Annotated in this window: 19 protein-coding genes; 6 read left to right on the plus strand and 13 right to left on the minus strand. The window is 71.3% G+C overall.

Features of this window, described 5'->3' with window-relative positions; translation table 11 throughout:
* Positions 1–6 precede the first annotated feature (6 nt).
* Positions 7–726 carry a UDP-N-acetylglucosamine acyltransferase gene (locus AB0B33_RS22740; protein ID WP_247015886.1) on the minus strand — a complete coding sequence of 240 codons (720 nt, stop codon included), beginning with the start codon at positions 724–726 and terminating at the stop codon, positions 7–9.
* Positions 727–875: 149 nt separating this feature from the next.
* Between AB0B33_RS22740 and AB0B33_RS22745 the strand changes: the two genes are divergently transcribed.
* On the plus strand, positions 876–1,982 hold the full coding sequence (locus tag AB0B33_RS22745) for a DegT/DnrJ/EryC1/StrS family aminotransferase (RefSeq protein ID WP_360774966.1): 1,107 nt from the start codon (positions 876–878) through the stop codon (positions 1,980–1,982).
* Positions 1,979–2,935 (plus strand): Gfo/Idh/MocA family oxidoreductase, encoded by a 957-nt coding sequence (locus tag AB0B33_RS22750; protein ID WP_247015890.1) that lies wholly within the window; start codon positions 1,979–1,981, stop codon positions 2,933–2,935. Before AB0B33_RS22745 ends, AB0B33_RS22750 begins: the two co-directional genes overlap by 4 nt.
* On the opposite strand, the gene AB0B33_RS22755 is transcribed toward AB0B33_RS22750, so the two are convergent.
* The 3 genes from AB0B33_RS22755 to AB0B33_RS22765 are packed head-to-tail and all read right to left on the minus strand — an operon-like array spanning position 2,932 to position 5,586.
* The gene (locus AB0B33_RS22755; RefSeq protein WP_360774970.1) at positions 2,932–4,320 is read right to left on the minus strand and encodes a M20/M25/M40 family metallo-hydrolase; all 1,389 of its coding nucleotides are present in this window, start codon (positions 4,318–4,320) and stop codon (positions 2,932–2,934) included. The two genes, AB0B33_RS22750 and AB0B33_RS22755, sit on opposite strands and share 4 nt — an antisense overlap.
* Before the next feature lie 40 nt (positions 4,321–4,360).
* On the minus strand, positions 4,361–5,080 hold the full coding sequence (locus AB0B33_RS22760; RefSeq protein WP_360774973.1) for a hypothetical protein: 720 nt from the start codon (positions 5,078–5,080) through the stop codon (positions 4,361–4,363).
* A complete protein-coding gene (locus AB0B33_RS22765; RefSeq protein WP_247015895.1) occupies positions 5,077–5,586 on the minus strand; it encodes a SigE family RNA polymerase sigma factor in 510 nt (169 codons plus the stop codon). Before AB0B33_RS22765 ends, AB0B33_RS22760 begins: the two co-directional genes overlap by 4 nt.
* Positions 5,587–5,678: 92 nt before the next feature.
* Here AB0B33_RS22765 and AB0B33_RS22770 point away from each other — a divergent pair, with 92 nt between their 5' ends.
* Positions 5,679–6,266 carry a hypothetical protein gene (locus AB0B33_RS22770; protein WP_360774976.1) on the plus strand — a complete coding sequence of 196 codons (588 nt, stop codon included), beginning with the start codon at positions 5,679–5,681 and terminating at the stop codon, positions 6,264–6,266.
* A 168-nt stretch (positions 6,267–6,434) separates the two neighbouring features.
* On the opposite strand, the gene AB0B33_RS22775 is transcribed toward AB0B33_RS22770, so the two are convergent.
* Genes AB0B33_RS22775 through AB0B33_RS22795 form a run of 5 tightly spaced genes read right to left on the minus strand, consistent with a single transcriptional unit; the run spans position 6,435 to position 10,604 of the window.
* The gene (locus AB0B33_RS22775; RefSeq protein WP_360774979.1) at positions 6,435–6,650 is read right to left on the minus strand and encodes a hypothetical protein; all 216 of its coding nucleotides are present in this window, start codon (positions 6,648–6,650) and stop codon (positions 6,435–6,437) included.
* Between the two features lie 22 nt (positions 6,651–6,672).
* Positions 6,673–7,302: an acyltransferase gene (locus AB0B33_RS22780; RefSeq protein WP_360774982.1), complete on the minus strand. Its 630-nt coding sequence runs from the start codon at positions 7,300–7,302 to the stop codon at positions 6,673–6,675.
* Positions 7,289–8,485 (minus strand): glycosyltransferase family 4 protein, encoded by a 1,197-nt coding sequence (locus AB0B33_RS22785; protein WP_360774985.1) that lies wholly within the window; start codon positions 8,483–8,485, stop codon positions 7,289–7,291. Before AB0B33_RS22785 ends, AB0B33_RS22780 begins: the two co-directional genes overlap by 14 nt.
* Before the next feature lie 32 nt (positions 8,486–8,517).
* Positions 8,518–9,447, minus strand: coding sequence for an NAD-dependent epimerase/dehydratase family protein (locus AB0B33_RS22790; protein ID WP_247015906.1), 930 nt, complete (start codon positions 9,445–9,447; stop codon positions 8,518–8,520).
* Positions 9,448–9,470: 23 nt separating this feature from the next.
* Positions 9,471–10,604 carry a DegT/DnrJ/EryC1/StrS family aminotransferase gene (locus AB0B33_RS22795; RefSeq protein WP_360774988.1) on the minus strand — a complete coding sequence of 378 codons (1,134 nt, stop codon included), beginning with the start codon at positions 10,602–10,604 and terminating at the stop codon, positions 9,471–9,473.
* A 127-nt stretch (positions 10,605–10,731) separates the two neighbouring features.
* Here AB0B33_RS22795 and AB0B33_RS22800 point away from each other — a divergent pair, with 127 nt between their 5' ends.
* The gene (locus AB0B33_RS22800) at positions 10,732–13,818 is read left to right on the plus strand and encodes a BTAD domain-containing putative transcriptional regulator (RefSeq protein WP_360774991.1); all 3,087 of its coding nucleotides are present in this window, start codon (positions 10,732–10,734) and stop codon (positions 13,816–13,818) included.
* 33 nt (positions 13,819–13,851) lie between these two features.
* The gene (gene lhgO, locus AB0B33_RS22805) at positions 13,852–15,039 is read left to right on the plus strand and encodes an L-2-hydroxyglutarate oxidase (RefSeq protein ID WP_360774994.1); all 1,188 of its coding nucleotides are present in this window, start codon (positions 13,852–13,854) and stop codon (positions 15,037–15,039) included.
* Here lhgO and AB0B33_RS22810 read toward each other — a convergent pair.
* Together AB0B33_RS22810 and serS are read right to left on the minus strand one after the other, a co-directional pair.
* Positions 15,036–16,037 (minus strand): DUF3558 family protein, encoded by a 1,002-nt coding sequence (locus AB0B33_RS22810; RefSeq protein WP_360774996.1) that lies wholly within the window; start codon positions 16,035–16,037, stop codon positions 15,036–15,038. The genes lhgO and AB0B33_RS22810 overlap by 4 nt on opposite strands.
* A 64-nt stretch (positions 16,038–16,101) precedes the next feature.
* A complete protein-coding gene (gene serS / locus AB0B33_RS22815) occupies positions 16,102–17,364 on the minus strand; it encodes a serine--tRNA ligase (protein WP_247015916.1) in 1,263 nt (420 codons plus the stop codon).
* A 121-nt stretch (positions 17,365–17,485) separates the two neighbouring features.
* Between serS and AB0B33_RS22820 the strand changes: the two genes are divergently transcribed.
* Complete coding sequence (locus tag AB0B33_RS22820; RefSeq protein ID WP_247015918.1) at positions 17,486–18,775, plus strand: aspartate aminotransferase family protein; 1,290 nt, start codon at positions 17,486–17,488, stop codon at positions 18,773–18,775.
* A 434-nt stretch (positions 18,776–19,209) separates the two neighbouring features.
* Here AB0B33_RS22820 and AB0B33_RS22825 read toward each other — a convergent pair whose 3' ends face one another.
* Positions 19,210–20,124: a haloalkane dehalogenase gene (locus AB0B33_RS22825; protein WP_360775000.1), complete on the minus strand. Its 915-nt coding sequence runs from the start codon at positions 20,122–20,124 to the stop codon at positions 19,210–19,212.
* Positions 20,125–20,193: 69 nt separating this feature from the next.
* Positions 20,194–20,646 carry a DUF350 domain-containing protein gene (locus AB0B33_RS22830; RefSeq protein WP_247015922.1) on the minus strand — a complete coding sequence of 151 codons (453 nt, stop codon included), beginning with the start codon at positions 20,644–20,646 and terminating at the stop codon, positions 20,194–20,196.
* Positions 20,647–20,669: the final 23 nt, after the last annotated feature.

Raw genomic sequence — 20,669 nt, forward strand, 5'->3', positions numbered from 1 at the left:
TGACTCCTAGTGCTCTTCGCGCGGGCGGGCGTCCCACGCCTTTACCAAGGTAGAGAGGTCTTCGGGCAGCGTGACGTCCGGGAGACCTTCCTTGCCCTTCAGCCACGGCCCGAGCGCCTCGACGGTCGCCTCGTCGAGCCCGCGGCGGGACAGGCCCACCACGTTGACGCCGGTGACGCGGGCCGGGTTGCCGACGGCGATGGTGAACGCGCCGATCTCGCGGCGCACCGCGGAACCCATGCCGATCATCGCCCCGGGACCGATCACGACCTTCTGGTGCAGGACCGCGCCCATGCCGAGGTTGGCGCCGTCCCAGATGTGGCAGTGGCCACCCGTGACGGCGTTGGATGCGATCGTCACGGCGTCGCCGACCAGGCAGTCGTGCGCGATGTGGGAGTTGCGGAGGTAGTAGCCGTCGCTGCCGAGGGTCGTCGTCCGCCAGGTCCCTTGGTGGACACTCACGTACTCGCGGATCCGGTTGCGGCTGCCGACGACGACGCCGTGTCCGTCGTGATCCGGATCACCGGTCGGCGCTTCGTCCCAGGCGGCGGGGTGGGGACGGCTGCGGTCCTCGCCGGGCGTGCCGATCGTCACGTGCGGGCCGATCCAGTTGCCGTCGCCGACGCGGAGGGGACCGACGAGCACCGCGAACGGCCCGATGACGTTGTCCTCGCCGAGTTCGACGCCTTCGCCGATGACGGCGGTCGGGTGGATGCGGTTGGCCACGGGTGGTCGTCCGTTCGTCGGCGGCTGGGTACTGGGCGTGCTACCGCGCCCGGTAACGTGTGGCCCGCGTTGCTGCAGGGCGGCCGGGCGCAGAACCGGCGGCCCACTGTACCGGACGCGCCGAAATCGCCTGCCGAGAGAGACTGCCCATGATCCCCATCACCGTGGTCGACGTTCGCGACGCGGAGGACCTCGTCGTCGAGGTGCTGCGCTCCGGCGCCATCGCACAGGGACCGATGGTCAAGCGCTTCGAAGACGCCTTCGCGGCCGTCTCCGGGACGAAGCACGCGATCGCGGTCAACAACGGGACCACCGCGCTGGTCGCCGCCCTCCAGGTCCTCGACCTGAAGCCGGGTGACGAGGTGATCACCTCGCCGTTCACCTTCGTCGCGACGCTCAACGCGATCCTGGAAGCCGGCGCGACCGTGCGGTTCGCCGACATCCGGCGCGACGACTTCGCGATCGACCCCGACGCCGTCGCGGCCGCCGTCACCGACCGCACCAAGGTGCTCATGCCGGTGCACCTCTACGGCCAGACCGCGGACATGGGCAAGCTCGCCCCGCTGGCCGCCGAGCACGGCCTCCAGGTGATCGAGGACTCGGCGCAGGCCGTCGGGGCGTCGTTCGAGGGCAAGCAGGCCGGCTCGTTCGGCATCGGCTGCTTCTCGCTGTACGCGACGAAGAACATCACCACCGCCGAGGGCGGCGTCATCACGACGGACGACGACGCGCTGGCCGACAAGCTGCGCGTGCTGCGCAACCAGGGCATGCGTGCCCGCTACCAGTACGAGGTCGCCGGGCACAACTACCGGATGACCGACCTGCACGCCGCCGTCGGCATCCCGCAGCTGGCGAAGCTCGACCAGCTGACCGCCGCCCGCCAGGCCAACGCGAAGCGGCTCTCGGAGGGCCTCGCGGGCACGCCGGGCCTCGACGTCCCGAAGGTGCTGCCGGGCCGCGAGCACGTGTGGCACCAGTACACCGTGCTGGTCGGGCCGCACGCGTTCCTCTCGCGCGACGAGCTGGCCGCGGCGCTCACCGAGCGCGGCATCGGCAACGGCATCTACTACCCCAAGATCGTCTTCGACTACGACTGCTACGCGGGTCACGACCTGATCCCGGGCGCGCGCGTCGAAGACTTCCCGGTCGCGAAGGCCGTTTCGGAGCAGGCCCTTTCGCTGCCGGTGCACCCGCACCTGACCGAGTCCGACCTGGACACCATCATCGAAACCGTTCGCGAGGTACTGGGCGCATGACGCATCGGATCGCTCTTGTCGGTACCGGGAACATGGGTTCCCTCCACGCTCGCGTGCTCGCCGGGAACGAGCGCGTCGACCTGGTCCGCGTGATCGATCCGCGCGAGGAAGCGGGCAAGGCCGTCGCCGACCGCTACGAAACCCGGTGGACGCCGGAGATCGGCTCGCTGTCCGATGTGGACGCCGTCGTGCTGGCTTCGGCCACCGAGGCGCACCACGACCTGGCGCAGGAGATCCTCGGCCAGGGCAAGCCGCTGCTGGTGGAAAAGCCGGTCTGCAACAGCTTCGAGAAGTCCCAGGAGATCGTCGGGCTGTCGGCGAAGAAGGACGTCCCGCTGATGTGCGGGCTCCTGGAGCGCTACAACCCGGCGGTGATGACCGCGCGGGCGCTGGTGCAGGAGCCGGTGCACCTGATGGCCCGCCGCCACGGCCCGTACGCGCCGCGCATCAAGACCGGCGTCGCCTGGGACCTCCTGGTGCACGACGTCGACCTGGCGATCCAGTTCTTCGGCGGCGCGACGCCTTCGCGCGTGACGTCCGGCGCGGGGTACTTCCACCCGTCGTCGGTCGACGGCGCCGAGGACACCATCGAGACGGTGCTGTCGTTCCCGACCGGCCTGGCCACGGTGTCGGCTTCGCGGCTGGGCCAGAAGAAGGTCCGCTCGCTGGTGGTCTCGGAGCTGGACCGGCTGATCGAGATCGACCTGCTGCGCCGCGACGTCACGATCTACCGGCACATCTCGCACGACTCGGTCACCCCGGACGGCCTCGGCTACCGGCAGCAGACGGTGATCGAGATCCCGGAGCTGGTCACCGCCCGCGAGCCGCTGGCGACGCAGCTGGACCGGTTCTGCGATCTGCTGGAGGGCAAGGTCGACGCGGATACCGAGCGCGACTTGATCCTGCCTTCGCACCACGTGGTGGAGCAGGTGCTCACGCAGGCCGCCGCCTAGCTCACCGGGGACGGGAACGCGGCTGGGCTTCGGCTGCCGTCGGGGCCCATCGCGCGGACGCCGAAGAAGACGTTGTCCTTGGACAGGTCGATCTTCGCCGTGCGGGCCGGGCCGACGTCGAGTGCGTGGGTCCAGTCCGGGGCCGTCGTCTCGCGCCAGAGGACCTCGTAGCCCGCCGCGCCCGGAGTCGCGTCCCAGAGCAGTTCCGAGTCGTTCGTCAGCGCCGCCGTGCGGATCTTCACGCCCTTCGGGGTGCCCGGGGCCGTCGCCAGGGACCACAGCGCCGCGCCGTTGACCCGCGCGACCCGGGCGGTGAACGGGAAGTCGCAGAACTCCGGCAGGTCGCCGTACTGGACGCCGTTCTCCACGCGGACGTCCTGGTGCTGGTGCGCGAAGTCCTCGTTCGGCTCGGTGAAGCGCGCGGCCGGGTAGCCCTGCTCCAGGAAGCCGATGTGGTCGCCGCCGCGCAGGTAGCGGTCGCGGCGGTAGATGACCCGGACCGTCATGCCGGTCGCGTCGTTCTCCGCCACCGACTTCACGAACCGGGCCAGCTGCCGCGGCGGGGAGTCGTTCTCGCCGCCGATGCTGCGGCGCAGGTTCGCCTCGGCCGGCGTCTCCGCGGTCGGGACGCCCTCGGCGAACAGGCGGATCGTCGTCGGGTCGCGCGTGCCGTCGTCGGCGCGGCTCGACCCGACGATGTCGTCGGTGAACATCGCCTGGACGTCGGTGCCCGCCGCCTTGAACTGCTGCGCCATGAACCGCGAGCCGTACAGGCCCTGTTCCTCGCCCGCGACGGCGGCGAAGACGATCGTCGCCGCCGGTTGCCGCGTCGAGAGCACCCGCGCCAGCTCCAGCGCGACCGCCACGCCCGATGCGTCGTCGTCCGCGCCCGGCGCGTCCCCGGTGAAGTCCATGACGTCGGTGCGGCGCGAGTCGTAGTGCCCCGAAACGACGTACACGCGGCCCGGATCGCTCGAGCCGTGCAGCGTCGCGACGACGTTGGTGATCGTCGTCGGCACCGGGATCCGGTCGGCGGGCGGCTGGACGTAGGACTGCAGCTCGACGGTCAGCCGGCCGCCGGACGCGGCCGCGATCTGCTGGAACTGTGCGAACAGCCAGTCGCGCGCGGCGCCGATGCCGCGGACCGGGTCGTCCTGCGCCGACAGCGTGTGCCGGGTGCCGAACGCGGCCAGCCGCCGGACGGTCGCTTCGATCCGCCGTTCGTCGACCTGGCGGAGCAGGGCCCGCAGCTGGGGACCGGGACGCTGCGGGCGGACCGGGACGCCGGGCCCGCGGTCTCCGGGTTCGGCGGCACCGGCCGGGGCCGCGGACGCCGCCAGGCCGAGTGCGGCCGTCGCGGTGAGGAACGCTCGTCGAGAGGTCACGGTCGGGTTCTTACGCCCGCTCCGCCCCCGCGGGTACCGCCTACTTGGTGAGCCGCTTCCCGTCGGCGTCGTAGGCGATCAGCGGCGTCAGGACGGCGGAGTCCGGGACGGCGGCGGGGTCGAACCAGAAGACGACCACGGCCGGATCCCCGCTCCACCTCGCCAGGCTCGCTTCGACGGTCTTGCCGTGCACGGTGGTCGTGATCCGCGCCGCTTGGCCGGCGAAGTAGCCGAAGACGGGGATGACCTCGTCGCCGGAGAGCTCGCCGCCGTCGGTCGCGTGGAAGCCGAACGACCGGTCGGATCCGCGGAACTCGTTCGTCATGAGCACCGGCTGCAACGTCTCGCCGGAGCGGAACCCGGCCACCAGGCCGAAGTGGATGTCCGGCAGCTGCGGCAGGTCGACCGCGCGCGCGAAGAAGACGATCTCGCCGCGGGCGGTCTTGATCCCGGTCCCGATGACGTCCCCGATCGGCGGCGCCTCGGCCGGTGCCGCGGTCGTCGGCGCGGTCGTCAGCGTGGACGGCACGGGGGCCGGCGGCTGCGCGACCGGCGCCGGCGCGGGCTGCCGCACCTGGATGGCGAAGACGAACACGAGCACGACGGCGGCCGCGGCGGCGATCCCGGCGGTGCCCGTGAGCACCCGGCGGCGACGGCGCAGGCGCGCACCGCCGGCCATGATCGCGGCGAGGTCGGGCTCGGCGAACGGCTCGTCGGGCGGCTGCCGGAGCGCGGCGCGGAAGTCGTCGAGGTCGTTCATCTCCCGCTCCCCCCGATCAGCGTGTCTTCGGTGCCCGCTTCGATCCGCAGCTTGGCCAGCGCCCGCGAATTCGTGCTCTTCACGGTACCCACCGAAACCCCGAGCTCACGGGCTACGTCGGCTTCCGGCAGGTCGAAGAAGTGCCGCAGCACGACGACGGCGCGTTCGCGGTCGGTGAGCGTCTTGAGCACGGCGGTGAGCCACGCGCGCTGGGTGACGGCCTTGTCGACGTCGAGGCGGTCCTGCCGCTCGGGCATCGCCTCGGTGGCGTACTCGCGGATCGGGCGCCGCCAGCCGTCGATGACGTGGTTCACCAGGACGGTGCGCGCGTAGCCGTAGGCATCCTTGTGCCGCACGCGCGACCAGGCGGCGTAGGTGCGGGTGAACGCGGTCTGGGCGGCGTCCTCGGCCTGGTGGCGGTCACCGGTGAGCAGGAACGCGGCGTGGGTGAGCCGGGCCGAGGACGCGCGGACGAACTCCGCGAACTCGTCGTCGCCGCGAGCCATGCGCCACCCCCTGTTCCTCACCCAGCGACGGGCGGGCCGCGGAAAGGTTGCTCGTCGATCTTCCGAGCGTACGCGCGGGCTAGATTGACCCCATGCGTTCATTGAGGGGGATCCTCGCCGCCGCATGCCTGCTGACCTGCGTCGCAGCGTGTTCGGGCGGCTCCACCACGACAGCGGCGGCGCCGTCCGCACCGCCGTCGTCCACCACGGCGAGCAAGCCGAAGCCGACGCCCACACCGGTACCGCCGACGTTCACGCCGGTGGTGTCGCCGGCCAAGCTGACCGGGGCCTGTCCGCTCCTGGGCAACGTCGAGCTGGCGCAGGTCCTCGGCGTCGCCTGGAACACCCGGGAGCCGAGCGAGATGCCGCCCGAACAGATCGGCCCCGGCAAGGCGTTCCGGTGCTCCTACCCGGTCGGTGAGCTCTACGTCCTCGCGGTTTCGGGTGGCAAGTCGCCGGCCGCGATGGTCAAGCAGCTGGAGTCGGAGTGCTCGGAGCCCCCGAAGCCGGTCGCGGGCGCGGGTGAAGTGGCGAGCTACTGCTACGGGACGGGCTACAGCTCACTGGTCGTGGTCGCCAAGCACGCGCACGGACAGCTGCGGGTCGCCGAGGTCGAGATGGGCCGCAGCCGGGCCGACGTCTGCGAATCGCTCGCGAAACTGCTCGGCGAACGCCTTTAAACGTTGTGTAACCGATATCTCGCGCTCGGTCACGAAGGACTAGATTGTCGGACGTGCGCCTACGTGCGCGAGCTTCGCCGCCGGAGGACGCTGACCTGCTGCAGCGTCCACCCGGGCGGTTTCACGACGGCGGCGCCGGCGGTCGGCGCCGGCGCTGCCGTCATCCAGCTAGGGCCGCTGGGCGCGCCTGGTGGTGAGGGCGTTCAGGTCGAGGGTGAGCGGAGTACCGGCGAAGTCGAGTTCGGCGACGCCGGAGAACTTGGTGACCTGGTCGGTCCGCCGGGTGCCCTCGGACAGCACCTCGACCACTTCGACGTGGTGCTCGGAGGTCTCCGGCAGGCTTGTCCAGTCTTCGAGGGACAGGATGTCGCGAGGCAACTCCACGACATCCGAGCCTGCCGGATCGCTACTCCTCCGTGTAGTCGCCCGATGGGGCTCCCCAGCCCGAAGTGTTCTGCCCGTGTGACTCCGCGATCTCGCGGCGGCGCGCGTTCTCCGCCCGCACCCGGTCCACTTCGGACTGGATGTACTCCTCGTCGTACCGCTGGAACACCCGCGCCGGGTTGCCCGCCACCAGCGTTCGCGGCGGCACGTCCTTGGCCACCACCGAATTCGGCTGCACCGTGGCGAAGTCGCCGATCGTCACGCCCGCCATGATGACCACCAGGCCGCCGATGAAGCAGCCCTTGCCGATCTTCACCGGTTTGCGTTCGATCAGGTCACTGCCCGAGTGGTTCTGCAGCGTCATGTTCGCCAGCCAGCTCGAGTGCGTGAAGATCAGCGTGTTCAGGCCGATGCTGGTGTGCTCGCCGATCTCCAGGCCGCCGCTCGCGTCGAGGGCCGCGCCCTCGCCCACCCAGCAGTGGTCGCCCATCTTGAGGTTCTCGGGGCTGATGATCTTCACGCGCTCACGCACGCGGCACGTCGAAGGCAGCCCGTAGAACTGAGCCCGCTCGGCGTCGTTCATGTACTGCGAGACGAGCTCGGTCAGGATCTGCGGGCGCAGCCGGTGGCTGCGCTCGTCATCGAAGAACATCGGCTTCCGACACCAGCTTCTCGAAGGTGCGCAGGTGCTCCTCCGCGACGACGTCGAGGCCGAAGTTCGAGCGCACCATCTCGCTCTCGCGCTGCGCGATCCGGGCCCGGCGCTCCGGGTCGTCGAGCAGCTCGACCACCGTGCGGGCCACGGCTTCCGCGTCGTCCGGGCGGACCAGCAGGACGTTCTCGCCGTTGCGCAGCTCGATGCCCGGGTAGTTGTCCTCGGTGACCGACGCGATCGTCGCCGTGCCCGAGAGCATCGCCTCCAGGGACGCCGTGCCGCAGCCACCGTTGAGGTCGTGCGTCACGATGTCCGCCGCCGCGAAGTACGCCGGGACGTCTTCCTTCGGGACCGCGCCCGTGACGACCAGTGCGTCCGAGACGCCCAGTTCCGCCGCCCGCTTCAGGAAGGCGTCGTGGTAGACGCGGCCGACCACGACCACCCGGACGCCGGGGTGCTTGTCCAAAATGGACGGCAGGGCCTCGATCAGCGGCAGCCGGTTGCGCAGCGGGATGACGTGGCCCAGCGAGACGATCAGCGGGGCGTCGCCGATTTCGTGCTCCGCGCGGACGTCCTTCGTCACCGGCTTCGCGAAGTGCCCGGTGTCGACCGCGATCGGGAAGTACTCCGAGTTCGCGTCGCTCGTGCCGTAGCGGTCGACGCAGTAGTCGACGCCCAGCTTGTCGAGGATCACGTACCGCGGCTTGATGTAGGCCAGCATCGGCCGGACCAGCACCGCGTCCAGCAGCCGGAACACACTGCCGTACAGCTTGTTGTCGCTGATCAGGAGCGTGTGGATGGTCAGCAGCGTCGGGACGCCGTGCCGCCGCGCGTAGATGCCGGCCAGCCACGACAGGTCGAAGAACTGGCCGTGCAGGTGGATCGCGTCCGGCTTGAACTCGTCGAGCAGCTTCCACAGCCGCCGCCAGTTGCCCGGCCGCGGCGACGCGAAGCTCATGTCGAAGTCGATCGACAGGCCGATCTGCGGCATCTTCACCGCCGGGAGGCGCACGACGCGGTAGCCGTCGCGCTCCTCCTCGGCCGGGGCCTCGCCGTAGGCGGCCGTGATCGCCAGTACCTCGTGCCCTTCCTCGACGAACTGCGCCGCCAGCGACGCCGACATGTGCGCGCTGCCGCCGACGCGGGGCGGGAAGAAGTTGTTCACCACCGCGATGCGCATCGCACGTCCCTGGGCCGGCCCCGCGGTGGCAGTCACTCGGATTCCTCGACCAGTTGCCGCATGCCCTCTTCGACGGTGATCCGCGGCTCCCAGCCGAGCACGTCGCGGGCGCGGGTGATGTCGGCGGCGCGCCGCGAGACCAGCACGTCACGCTCGTTGAACAGCGGCTCGACGTCGACCCCGACGGCCTCGATGAGGATCTTCGCCAGCGCGGCGATCGAGGTGTCGATGCCGGTGCCGATGTTGATCGGCAGGTTCGCCCGCTCCGACTCGAGCGCCGCGACGACGGCCCGCGCCAGGTCGGTGACGTGCACGAAGTCCATCGACTGGTCGCCGCGGCCGTCGATGATCGGCGGCTGGCCGGCGCGCAGGCGCTGGATGAAGTGGTTGATCACCGAGGTGTAGTACGCCTCGATCTTCTGGCCGGGGCCGTACACGTTGAAGAACCGCAGCGCGTTCCAGGACAGGCCCTTCTGGCGCTCGTAGAAGCCGAGCATGTCCTCGCCCGCGCGCTTCGAGATGCAGTACGGCGTGAGCGGCTTGAGCTCGTCGTCCTCGTGCATCGGCAGCCGCTTCGGCTCGCCGTAGACCGACGCGGTCGACGCGAACACCAGGCGCTCGACACCTTCGTCGGCGGCCGCGGCGAACACGTTGTGGTTGCCGGTCATGTTGATGTCGAACGACTCGTGCGGGTCGGCGATCGACTTGTTGATCGAGACCGTGGCGAAGTGGATGACGTGCGTGCAGCCGCGCATGGCCTCGCGCACCGCACCGCCGTAGCGGACGTCCTTCTCGACGAGCTCGACCTTGCCGGTGGCGACGAACTCGTTGACCCGCGCGCGGTCGCCGCGGGTCATGTTGTCGAAGATCCGCACGGTGTAGCCGCCCTCGATGAGCAGCGGGATCACGTGCGCGGCGATGAACCCACCCGCCCCGGTGAAGAGCACCTTCTTGTCGGACACCAATTTCTCCTCGCTCGGCGGGTTCAAGACAGGGACTGCACGGCTTCGCGCACGACCTCGCCGACGCGCGCCACTTCGGCGTCCGTCAGGTTGGCGTGCATGGGGACCGCGAGCTGGCGCGCGAACGCGTCGGCGGAGACGGGCAGCGGGGTCTGGGGCCCGTAGATCGGCTGGAGGTGCGAGGCGTAGGTGCCGAAGTTGCACTGCACGCCCGTTTCGCGGATGCGCAGCGCGAGGGTGTCGCGGCTGATCTCGGGCGCCACCGTGAGCAGGTAGGCCTGCCACGGGTGCTCGCGATCGGACAGTTCCACCGGGACGGTCAGCGCGGCGACGTCCGCGAAGGCCTCGTGGTAGCGCTTCGCGACGGATCGGCGGGCGGCGAGGAGGTCCGGCAGCCGGTCGAGCTGGACGTTCATGATCGCGGCCTGGACGTCCGACATGCGGAAGTTGTAGCCGAGCTCGTGGAACTCCGGGATCGGGAGCGTGTTCGAGCCTTCGCGGCTGATCGCCGGCTCGATGCCGTAGGTGTGCAGCTTGCGCGCGTGCGCGATGAGGTCTTCGCGGTCGGAGACGAGCGCGCCGCCCTCCCCGGCGGTGATGCCCTTGCGGCCGTGGAAGGAGAACGCGGCGAGGTCGGCGAGGCTGCCCGCGGGCCGCGTCTTGTACGTCGCACCGGCGGCGCACGCGGCGTCCTCGAACAGCCAGAGGCCGTGCTTGTCGGCGATCGCCCGGTACTCGTCGAAGTCACCGGGCTGGCCGGCGACGTCGACGGCGAGGATGCCGACGGTGTTCGGGGTGATCAGCGACTCGACGTGGGCCGGGTCCGCGCTGAAGACGTCCGGGCGGATGTCGGCGAAGACCGGCTTCGCGCCCGCCTGGACGACGGCGTGGCCGGTGGCCGGGAACGTGTAGTCGCCGACGATCACCTCGTCACCCGGCCGCACGCCGAGGACCTTGAGCCCCAGGAAGAGCGCCGAACCGCAGTTCGCGGTCGCCAACGCGTGCGCGGTGCCGGTGACCTGCGCGAACCGCTCCTCGAACCGGCGGCACGCCGGACCGGCACCGGCCAGCCAGCCGGATCGGAAGACCTCGGCGACGGCGGCGAGTTCCTCTTCGCCGACGGTCGGCTGACCAAGGGCAATGCTCTCGGACGACATACCTCTCCCATTGCGTGGGGACCCGGCGAAGTGTATAGACGTACGCTCAGCTGATTCACAGGCCCACGCCGTACTCCACTTTCGAGTGACGCCCGCCGCGGCCCGATGGACGTCCTACGCTGGGCACATGCGATTCGGGGTACTGGGGGCCGTCGCCGCGTGGACCCCGGACGGCACGCAGGTGGCGGTGGGCGGACCGCGCTCGCGGACGCTGCTGGCGTTGCTCGCGCTGGCGGCCGGGCGGTTCGTCCCGGCCGAACGGCTGATCGACGGCATGTACGGCGAACACCCGCCGGACGGCGCCGCGAACGCCCTGCAGTCCCAGGTGTCCCGGCTGCGGACGGCGTTGAAGGAACTGGCCCCGGTCGAGTTCACCGCGGCCGGGTACCGGCTGGCCGTCGGACCGGACGAAGTGGACGCTCACGCCTTCGAACGCCTGGCGCGCGAAGGGCGTGCGCTGCTGAAGAACGGCGAAGCCGGCCGCGCCGCGCAGCTGCTGGGCGACGCGCTCGCGCTGTGGCGGGGGCCGGCGTTCAGCGATCTGCCGGAGGCGCCCTTCGCCGCAGCCCAGGCCGCGCGGCTCGAGGAGCTGCGGGCGGACGCGGTGGACGACCACGTCGAGGCCCGGCTGGCGCTGGGGCAGGCCGAGGACGTCCTCATCGGACTCCGGGAGACCGTCGCCGCGCAGCCGCTGCGGGAACGGCCGCGGGCGCAGCTCGTGCGGGCGCTGGCCGCCGCGGGCCGGTCCGCCGACGCGCTGGGCGCGTTCGAGGACGCCCGCCGGACGCTGGCCGGCGAGCTGGGCGCCGACCCGGGCCCGGAGCTGGCCGCAGCCCACCTCGCGGTGCTGCGCGGCGAGCCCGGGAAGCCGGTGCTCCCGGCGCTGCCCGCCCAGCTGACCAGCTTCGTCGGCCGGGCCGCCGAGCTGCGGCAGGTGGTGGAGCTGCTCGGACGCAGCAGGCTCGTCACGCTGACCGGCCCGGGCGGCACCGGCAAGACCCGGCTGGCCATCGAGGTCACGGCCGCCGGCGCCGGGCCGGTCGCGTTCGTCGAGCTGGCCCCGCACGAGGGCGGCGTCGTCCACGCGGTGCTGGGCGCGCTCGGCCTGCGGGAGAGCTCGCGCGGCGGCCCCCAGGACCCCGTCGAGCGGCTGATCGGCGCGCTGCGCGACCGCTCGACGCTGCTGGTGCTCGACAACTGCGAACACGTCGTCGACGAAGCGGCCCGGCTGATCGCGCGGCTGCTCGCCGCGTGCCCGGGGCTGCGGGTGCTGGCGACCAGCCGGGAACCGCTCGGCATCACCGGCGAGCAGCTGGCGCCGGTGCCGCGGCTGGCCGTCCCGCCGCCCGGGACTTCCGCCGGGCAGGCCGGCGAGTTCGCGGCGATCCGGCTGTTCGCCGACCGCGCCGCCGCGAGCGACCCGGCGTTCGTGCTCGACGAGACGACGATCGGCGACGTCCAGCACATCTGCGCGGCCCTCGACGGCCTGCCGCTGGCGCTGGAGCTGGCCGCGGCCCGCGTCCGCGCGCTGCCCGCCGGCGAGATCGCGGCCCGGCTCGACGACCGGTTCCGGCTGCTGGCCCGCGGCAGCCGGACGGCCGAAGCGCGGCACCGCTCGCTGCGCGGCGTCGTCGAGTGGAGCTGGGACCTGCTCGACGACGAAGAGCGCGAGCTGGCGCGGCGGCTCACGGTGTTCGCCGGCGGCGCGACCGCCGCGGCCGCCGCCGAGGTGTGCGGCGCCGACGTCGACCTGCTGCCGGAGCTGGCCGGCAAGTCCCTCGTCGAGGCGGCAGGCGGCCGGTTCCGGATGCTGGAGACGATCCGGGCGTTCGGCGCGGAGAAGCTCGCCGAAGCGGGCGAGACCGAGCGGGTGCACCGCGCGCACGCCGAGCACTTCCTGCGGTTCGCCGAGGAAGCGGACCCGATGCTGCGGACCGCGGCGCAGCTCGCGTGGCTCGACCGGGTCGACGCCGAGTACGAAAACCTCCTGGCCGCCCTGCGCTGGGCCACCGAGCACGACGTCGTGCTCGCCCTGCGGCTGGTGCCGCTGCTGGCGATGTACTGGTGGATGCGCGGACGGCGGTTCGAGGGCGCCGGGCTGTCGATGGAGGTGGTTTCGCGCTGCTCCCCGGAGGTCCAGGAGCGCTACCCCGAGGAGTTCCTGGTGTGCGTGCTCGGCGCGCTGTCCGGGCACCCCCGCGAGGCGCTGGAGCAGTACCTGCCGCTGGTCCGCCGGTACGCCGTGGACGGCGACTGGACGCCGCGGAACCCGATGCTGGTGATGCTGATGGGTGTCGTCGCGGGGCCGCCCGGCGACGACGCGCAGGTGCTCGGCCGCGGCGAGGGGCTGCTCGCCGGCGGCGACGCGTGGGGCTGGGCGCTGCTGCCGATGGGCCTCGGCCTGCGGGCGATGATGGCGGGCGAGCTGGCCGAGGCCGAGGAAGGGCTGCGCGAAGGCGTGACGCAGTTCCGCGCGCTGGGCGAGCGGTGGGGCCTGTCGATGGCGCTGGACCACCTGTCGCAGCTGCTGACCTGGCGGGGCGAGCACGAGGCCGCCCTGCCGCTGATGGACGAAGCACTGGGCCTGATGCACGAGATCGGCGCGACCGACGACGTGGCCGACCTGATCTGCCGCCGCGCGTGGACGCGCCTGCTCTCGGGCGACCGCGCGGGCGCCCGGGCCGACTACGAACTCGCGGCCGCCACCGCGCGGCGGACGGGCATGCCGGAGTCCCGCGCGGCCGCGTACGTCGGCCTGGCGAACCTCGCGCGGCACGAGGGCGACCTGACCGCGGCCCGGGCGCTGAACGAGCGCGCGCTGGCCGAGTGCCCCGGTGGCTCGTTCTCGGCGGAGACGGCCCGCGCGGGCGTGCTGATCTCGCTGGGCTGGCTGGCGCTGGCGGAGGGCCACCCGGCCGACGCGGGCCGGCTGCACCGGGAGGCGCTGCTGACGGGGCACCGGTGGCACGCGGGGGACGTCGTGGCGTTCGCCCTGGAGGGACTGGCCGGAGCCGCCCGGCCGGAGCAGGCGGCGGTCCTGCTGGGCGCCGCGGCCGGCGTGCGCGGGACGGCGATCGCGGGCGATCCGGACGCCGGTTCGGTGCGGGCCCGGGTGCGGGAGTCGCTGGGGCCGGACGGCTTCGAGCGGGCGTACGCGGCCGGCGCGGGGATGAGCGCGCAGAAGGCGCTGACCACGGCGGGCATGGCGGGCTGACCGCGCCGCGGTCCTCGCGTAGCCTGGTCGATCGTGCGCAACGTGGTGGTCGTCGGGGGCGGGATCGTCGGTCTGGCCGTGGCCTGGGAACTCACCAGGCGAGGGCTGGACGTCACCGTGCTGGAGAAGGAATCCCGGTGGGCGGCCCACCAGACCGGGCACAACTCGAACGTCGTGCACGCCGGGCTCTACTACAAGCCCGGGTCCTTCAAGGCGCGGATGTCCGTCGCCGGGAACCGGTCCATCGTGGACTTCGCGCGCCAGTACGGCGTGCCGGTCGAGGTGTGCGGGAAGCTCGTCGTCGCCACCGACGAACGCGAGATCCCGGCGCTGGACACGCTCGCCGAGCGGGCCGAGGCCAACGGCGTCCCGGCCAAGAAGATCTCGCCCGCGGAAGCCCGCGAGTACGAGCCCGAGGTCGCCTGCGTCGCCGCGCTGCGGGTCGAGTCCACCGGGATCATCGACTTCCCCGCCGTCTGCCACGCGCTCGTCCGGCTGCTCGACGAAGCCGGCGTCGACCTGCGGCTGGACTCGCCCGCGCTGGCCATCCGGGCCGGGAGCCACGGCGGGGTCGAGGTCGCGACCGGCGACGACGTCGTCCAGGCCGATGCGCTCGTCAACTGCGCCGGCCTGCACTCCGACCGCGTCGCGCGCCTGGCCGGGCTGACGCCGTCGGCGAAGATCGTGCCGTTCCGCGGCGAGTACTACGAGCTCAAGCCGGAGCGCCGCGGCCTGGTCAAGGGCCTGATCTACCCGGTGCCGGACCCGACGCTGCCGTTCCTCGGCGTGCACCTCACGCGGATGCTCGACGGCAGCGTGCACGCCGGCCCCAACGCCGTGCTGGCGCTGCGGCGCGAGGGCTACCGCTGGGGCGACTTCTCCGCGAAGGACGTCGCCGAGGTCGCGGCCTTCCCCGGTGTCTGGCGGCTGGCGAAGAAGTACGCGTTCCCGACCGGGCTCGACGAGGTCCGCCGCTCGTTCTCGAAGAAGCGCTTCGCCGCCAGCCTCGCCCGGCTCGTCCCGGCCGTCACCGAGGACGACATCGTCCGCCACGGCTCCGGCGTCCGCGCCCAGGCCATGCGCCGCGACGGCTCGCTCGTCGACGACTTCCTCATCGAGACCGCGCGCGACCAGGTGCACGTCCTGAACGCGCCGTCACCGGCCGCGACGAGTGCGCTCGAAATCGCGCGCCACATCGCCGACCAGGTTTCCGAGGGTTAGCCCGGCAGGTTCGCGGTCACCAGCGGCAGGCCCTGCTTGACGACGTCGCAGGTCTTGGTGTCGTCGCCGATGAACCCGCTGACCACCTGCACCGAAGACGTGTCGGTGATCGGCAGGAACGCGCCGCAGGTGACCCGCAGGCCGCCCAGGTTCGGGTAGACGCCCCACTTCTTGCCGCCGACGTCGACGGTCTCGGCCGGGGCGACGCCGTTGACGCCCGGCCACTGGGCCACCGGCGTGCTCGGGCCGTACCAGACTTCGAACGCCTTCTGGCCCTCGCTGCCGTCGGTGTCGTCCCACAGGCAGTAGGACGCGTTCGGCACGACGTTCGAGACGGTCTTCTCCCCGTTCGGCGAGATGTTCTTCAGCTGCGCCACCTGGTCGGGCTTGAGCGCCGCGCAGGGGTCGGCCGAGAGCAGCGGCCCGCCCGGCTCCGGCTTCGCCGAGGTCTGCGGCGTGACCGGCGGCGCGTCCTGCCCGCCGGGCAGGTGGGCCGCGGCCTGCGGGATCGCCAGCTTCACCAGTTCGCACGACTTCTCGAGCTTGCTGGTCGAGACGCCGACGAAGGCGAACGACTTGTCGCCGAGCGAGGCGTAGAACGTGCAGTCGTCGGGGAGGATCGAGCCGTACTGCGTCCAGCTGAGCCCGCCGATCTCCTGCGGCGAGGACTTCGGGACGGCACCGGCGATGTACTCGTTGAAGTCCATGTCCGTCGCCAGGCCGACGGTGAGCACGGCCGACGGGTCGATGTCGTCCTTCGAGTTCCACAGGCACATCGGCGGCAGGAGCCGGTCCTTGTTCTCGGCCACCGAATTGCCGGGCGACCGGTAGCCGAGCGCGTCGACCTGGGCTTCGTCGAGCAGGTCACAGGCGTTGACGGCCTTGGCGACCGGGCCCTGCCCCGGCACCGGCGACGCCGCACCGCCGACCGTCACCGTGCACCCGGTCACCACGGCCGCGGCGGCCACCGCCGCCGCGACCTGCCACTTGTTGCGCATGAATCCTCCCGTTCGGCCCGGACTGTACTGGGACGAACGGAGGAGCACCGCGGATCCGCCCGATTCAGCGAGGGGTGAGGACTTCCTTGCCGCCGACGAACGGGCGCAGCGCCTCCGGCACGCGGACGGAGCCGTCTTCCTGCTGGTGGTTCTCGACGATCGCGACGATCCAGCGGGTGGTCGCCAGCGTGCCGTTGAGCGTCGCGGCGATCTGCGGCTTGCCGTTCTCGCCGCGGTAGCGGACCGACAGGCGGCGGGCCTGGAACGTCGTGCAGTTCGACGTCGAGGTCAGCTCGCGGTAGGTGTCCTGGGTCGGGATCCACGCCTCGCAGTCGAACTTGCGGTGCGCGGACGTGCCGAGGTCACCGGTCGCGGTGTCGATCACCCGGTAGGGCACCTCGATCTTCGCGAGCATCTGCTCTTCCCAGCCGAGCAGCCGCTCGTGCTCGGCTTCGGCGTCCTCCGGCTTGGTGTAGACGAACATCTCCACCTTGTCGAACTGGTGGACGCGGATGATGCCGCGGGTGTCCTTGCCGTACGAGCCGGCCTCGCGCCGGTAGCAGGACGACCAGCCCGCGTAGCGGTTCGGACCGTCGTTCAGGTCGAGGATCTCGTCGGCGTGGAAGCCCGCGAGCGGCACCTCCGACGTCCCGACGAGGTACAGGTCGTCGTCCTCGAGGTGGTAGATCTCGCTCGAGTGCTGGCCGAGGAAGCCGGTGCCGGCCATGATCTCCGGGCGGACCAGCGACGGCGTGATCATCGGCGTGAAGCCGTTTTCGAGCGCCTGCGCGATGGCCATGTTGAGCAGGCCGAGCTGCAGCTGCGCGCCGACGCCGGTGAGGAAGTAGAACCGCGAGCCCGACACCTTCGCGCCGCGCTCCATGTCGACGCCGCCGAGCGCTTCGAGCAGCTCGAGGTGGTCCTTCGGGGTGAAGCCGAGCTTGGTCGGCTCGCCGACGTGCTTGAGCACGGTGAAGTCGTCTTCGCCGCCGACCGGGGCGTCCGGGTGGACGAGGTTCGGCACGGTGCGGAAGAGCTGGTCGAACTCCTCCGACGACGTGTTCTGCTCCGCCTCGGCCGCCTTGACCTGCGCGGCGAGCTCCTTGGCCGTGGCCAGCAGCCGCTGCTTCTCCTCGGGCGGCGCCTTCGGGATCTGCTTGCCCAGGAGCTTCTGCTCGTTGCGCAGCTTGTCCGCGGCCGCGATCGAAGAGCGGCGCCGGGTGTCGAGGGAGAGCAGCTTGTCGACCACTCCCTCGTCTTCACCACGAGCGCGCTGCGACGCGCGCACGGCTTCCGGGTCATCGCGCAGAGTCCTGGGGTCAATCACGAAGACAGAGGGTAGTCCGTACAGACTGTGCGGCCCTACTGGGTTATCCCGACAGTCTGATCGTTGAAGCGCTGTTCACGGCGTCCCCATACTCCAGGGAAACCCCGGAGGAGGCGCCCCGATGACCGACGAGCTGCTCGCCCGGCACCGCGCAGTGATGCCGTCCTGGATGTCGCTGCTCTACGAAGAGCCGATCGAGATCGTGCACGCCCACGACCGGCGCATGACGGATTCCCAGGGCCGCACCTACCTCGACTTCTTCGCCGGGGTGCTGACCAACTCGATGGGCTACGACGTCGCGGAGATCGGCGACGCGGTCCGCAAGCAGCTCGACACCGGCATCCTGCACACCTCGACGCTGTACCTGATCCGCTCCCAGGTCGAGCTGGCCGAACGGATCGCGAAGCTGTCGAACATCCCGGACGCGAAGGTGTTCTTCACCAACTCCGGCAGCGAGGCCAACGACACGGCGCTGATGCTGGCGACCCAGTTCCGGCGCAGCAACCAGGTGCTGGCGATGCGCAACTCCTACCACGGCCGGTCCTTCGGGACGGTCGCGATCACGGGCAACCGCGGCTGGTCGGCGTCGGCGCTGAGCCCGGTGAAGGTCAACTACGTCCACGGCGGCTACCGCTACCGCAGCCCGTTCCGGGACATGTCGGACGCGGACTACATCAAGGCGTGCGTCGCGGACCTGGTGGACGTGCTGGACACGGCGACCGCGGGCGACGTCGCGTGCCTGATCGCCGAGCCGATCCAGGGCGTCGGCGGCTTCAGCCTGCCCCCGGACGGGCTGTTCCGGGCGATGAAGGAAGTCCTCGACGAGTACGGGGTGCTGTTCATTTCGGACGAGGTCCAGACCGGCTGGGGCCGCACGGGCGAGCACTTCTGGGGCATCGACGCACACGGCGTGACACCGGACATGATGACCTTCGCGAAGGGCCTGGGCAACGGCCTGGCGGTCGGCGGCGTGGTGGCCCGCGGCGACGTCCTGGACTGCTTCCAGGCCCAGTCGTTCTCGACGTTCGGCGGCAACCCGGTGTCGATGGCCGGCGCGACGGCGGTCCTGGACTACATCAAGGACCACGACCTCCAGGCCAACTGCGCGGCCCGCGGCTCGCAGCTCATCTCCGGCCTGCGAGCCGCCGAGTCGCCGATCGTCGCCGAGGTACGAGGCAAGGGCCTGATGATCGGCGTGGAGCTGATCAAACCGGGCACGACCGAGCCGAACGTCCCGGCCGCCGCAAGGATGCTGGAGGAGACGAAGAAGCGCGGCCTCCTGATCGGCAAGGGCGGCCTGCACGGCAACGTCCTGCGCCTGGGCCCCCCGATGACCCTGACCGCCGAGGAGGCCCAGGAGGGCCTGAACATCCTGGTGGACGCCCTGTCAGCAACCCACGCAGCGCTTTGACCCGAAGAGCTGGGTGGTCCTCCCGTCGCCTGAGGCCGTCAAATCACTTTGAGCCGGGCCCGCAACCCAGAGTCCAACGCGAGTGGACAGCGCAAGCTTGCGGGCCCGGCTCAAAGTGATAGGCCTCGCTCAGGCGACGGGATGACCACCCAGCGACCCCCTCGAGAAGGTGAGGGGACAGCGGGGCTGGTGGTCATCCCGGAGCCTGCCCGTCCGGCGAGGACAGCTTTTGCTTGTTCACCGGCGGAAAGCGGGTCCGACCTCCCCCGCCCCTCCGGTGGGATTTTCAGCCGCCGCCCGGGTTTGTCAAGGCGGGAAAGCGTGCCTTGACAAACCCGACCGTCGGCTGAAGTGCAGGCTGGGACGAGGGGCGGGGGAGGTCTGGTGACCTCGTGGTCGGGTTGCGTTGCCGGCCGGCGGTTCCCGGTTTGCTGCTAGCCCCTGACGAAGCGCACCACGTGCTCGGCCAGCTCCTCGCCCGCGTCCTCCTGCAGGAAATGTCCCGCGCCGGCGATCACCGGGTGGTCGATCCCCTGGGCGCCCTTCATCGAGCGCTGCAGGATCGGGGACATCCCGCCGGTGATCGGGTCGCTGTCGGAGAACGCCACCAGGAACGGCAGGTCCAGTTCCGTCAGCGTTCGCCAGGCCGTGCGGTTCGCCGCTGAAGCCGGGTCGTCGGGGCGGTACGGGACCAGGGACGGCATCGCCCGGGGGCCTGCCTTGTACATCTCGTTCGGGAACGGTGCGTCGTACGCCGCCCGCTCCTGCTCCGTCAGGGGAGACCGGCAGCCCGACTGGACGAACCGGGCGACGTCCAGCACCTGGGCCTTGTCCACGGCCTCGCGGAACGCGTGCCACTGCGGTGGCATGTCGACGTCGCCGGTGGGCAGGCCGGTGTTGGCCGCGACGACCCGGGCGAAGCGCGAAGGGTGCTCAGCGACCAGGCGGAGGCCGATCAGGCCGCCCCAGTCCTGGCCGACGAGCGTCACGTCGTGCAGGTCCAGCGCGTCGAACGCGAAGCCGCGCATCCACTCGACGTGCCGGGCGTAGGTGTGGTCGACCAGGTCGCCCGGCTTGTCCGAGCGGCCGAAGCCGACCAGGTCCGGGGCGATCGCGCGCAGGCCCGCGGACGCGAGCACCGGGAGCATCTTGCGGTACAGGTACGACCAGCTGGGTTCGCCGTGGAGCAGGAGCACGACCGGGCCGTCGGCCGGGCCCGCCTCCACGTAACCCACTCTGATCACGCCGCCGTGCGGGTCGTCGAGCTCCGCGTACTTCGGCTCGAAGGGGAAGTCGGGCAGGTCCGTGAACCGGTCTTCCGGTGTCCTCAGCAGGCGCACCAGACCCACGCTAGTGCGAATGGCAGAGCCGGGCCACGCGCTGCGTGACCCGGCTCACGTCGTTCATGGGGTCGGGCGTCAGGAGATGCCGACCGCCACCACGAGGCCCAGGCCGATGTGCGCGGCCGCGACCACGATGCTGACCGGGGCGAACTTCTCGCTCTCGATGGTCGAGGCCACGTCGATGCGGGTCGCCCACTCCAGGAGCCGGACCGCGATCACCTGCACGATGATCCCGAGCAGGCCGTAGACCAGCGACGTGATCAGGCCCTCGGTCAGGTCGCTGGCCGAGTTGAAGATCGCCACGACGACGATGAACGCCATCGAGAGCATCCCGGACGCGGTCACGATCACCGCGTTCGGCAGGCCCTGCGTGACCAGCTTCGACAGCTTGCCCGGCGTGGTCCAGTCGATCGCGTAGAAGCCGGCGAACATCAGAATCAGGCCGATGACGCCGTACAGCAGGATCGCGCCGATCCCCCGCACGAGGTCGGAGCCGAACGTGTCGGACAGCGCAAGGGTCGTGTTCACGGTGTGTCTCCCAGGGGAAAAGA

This window comes from Amycolatopsis sp. NPDC049159 (assembly GCF_040648295.1).
GTDB lineage: Bacteria > Actinomycetota > Actinomycetes > Mycobacteriales > Pseudonocardiaceae > Amycolatopsis > Amycolatopsis pretoriensis_A.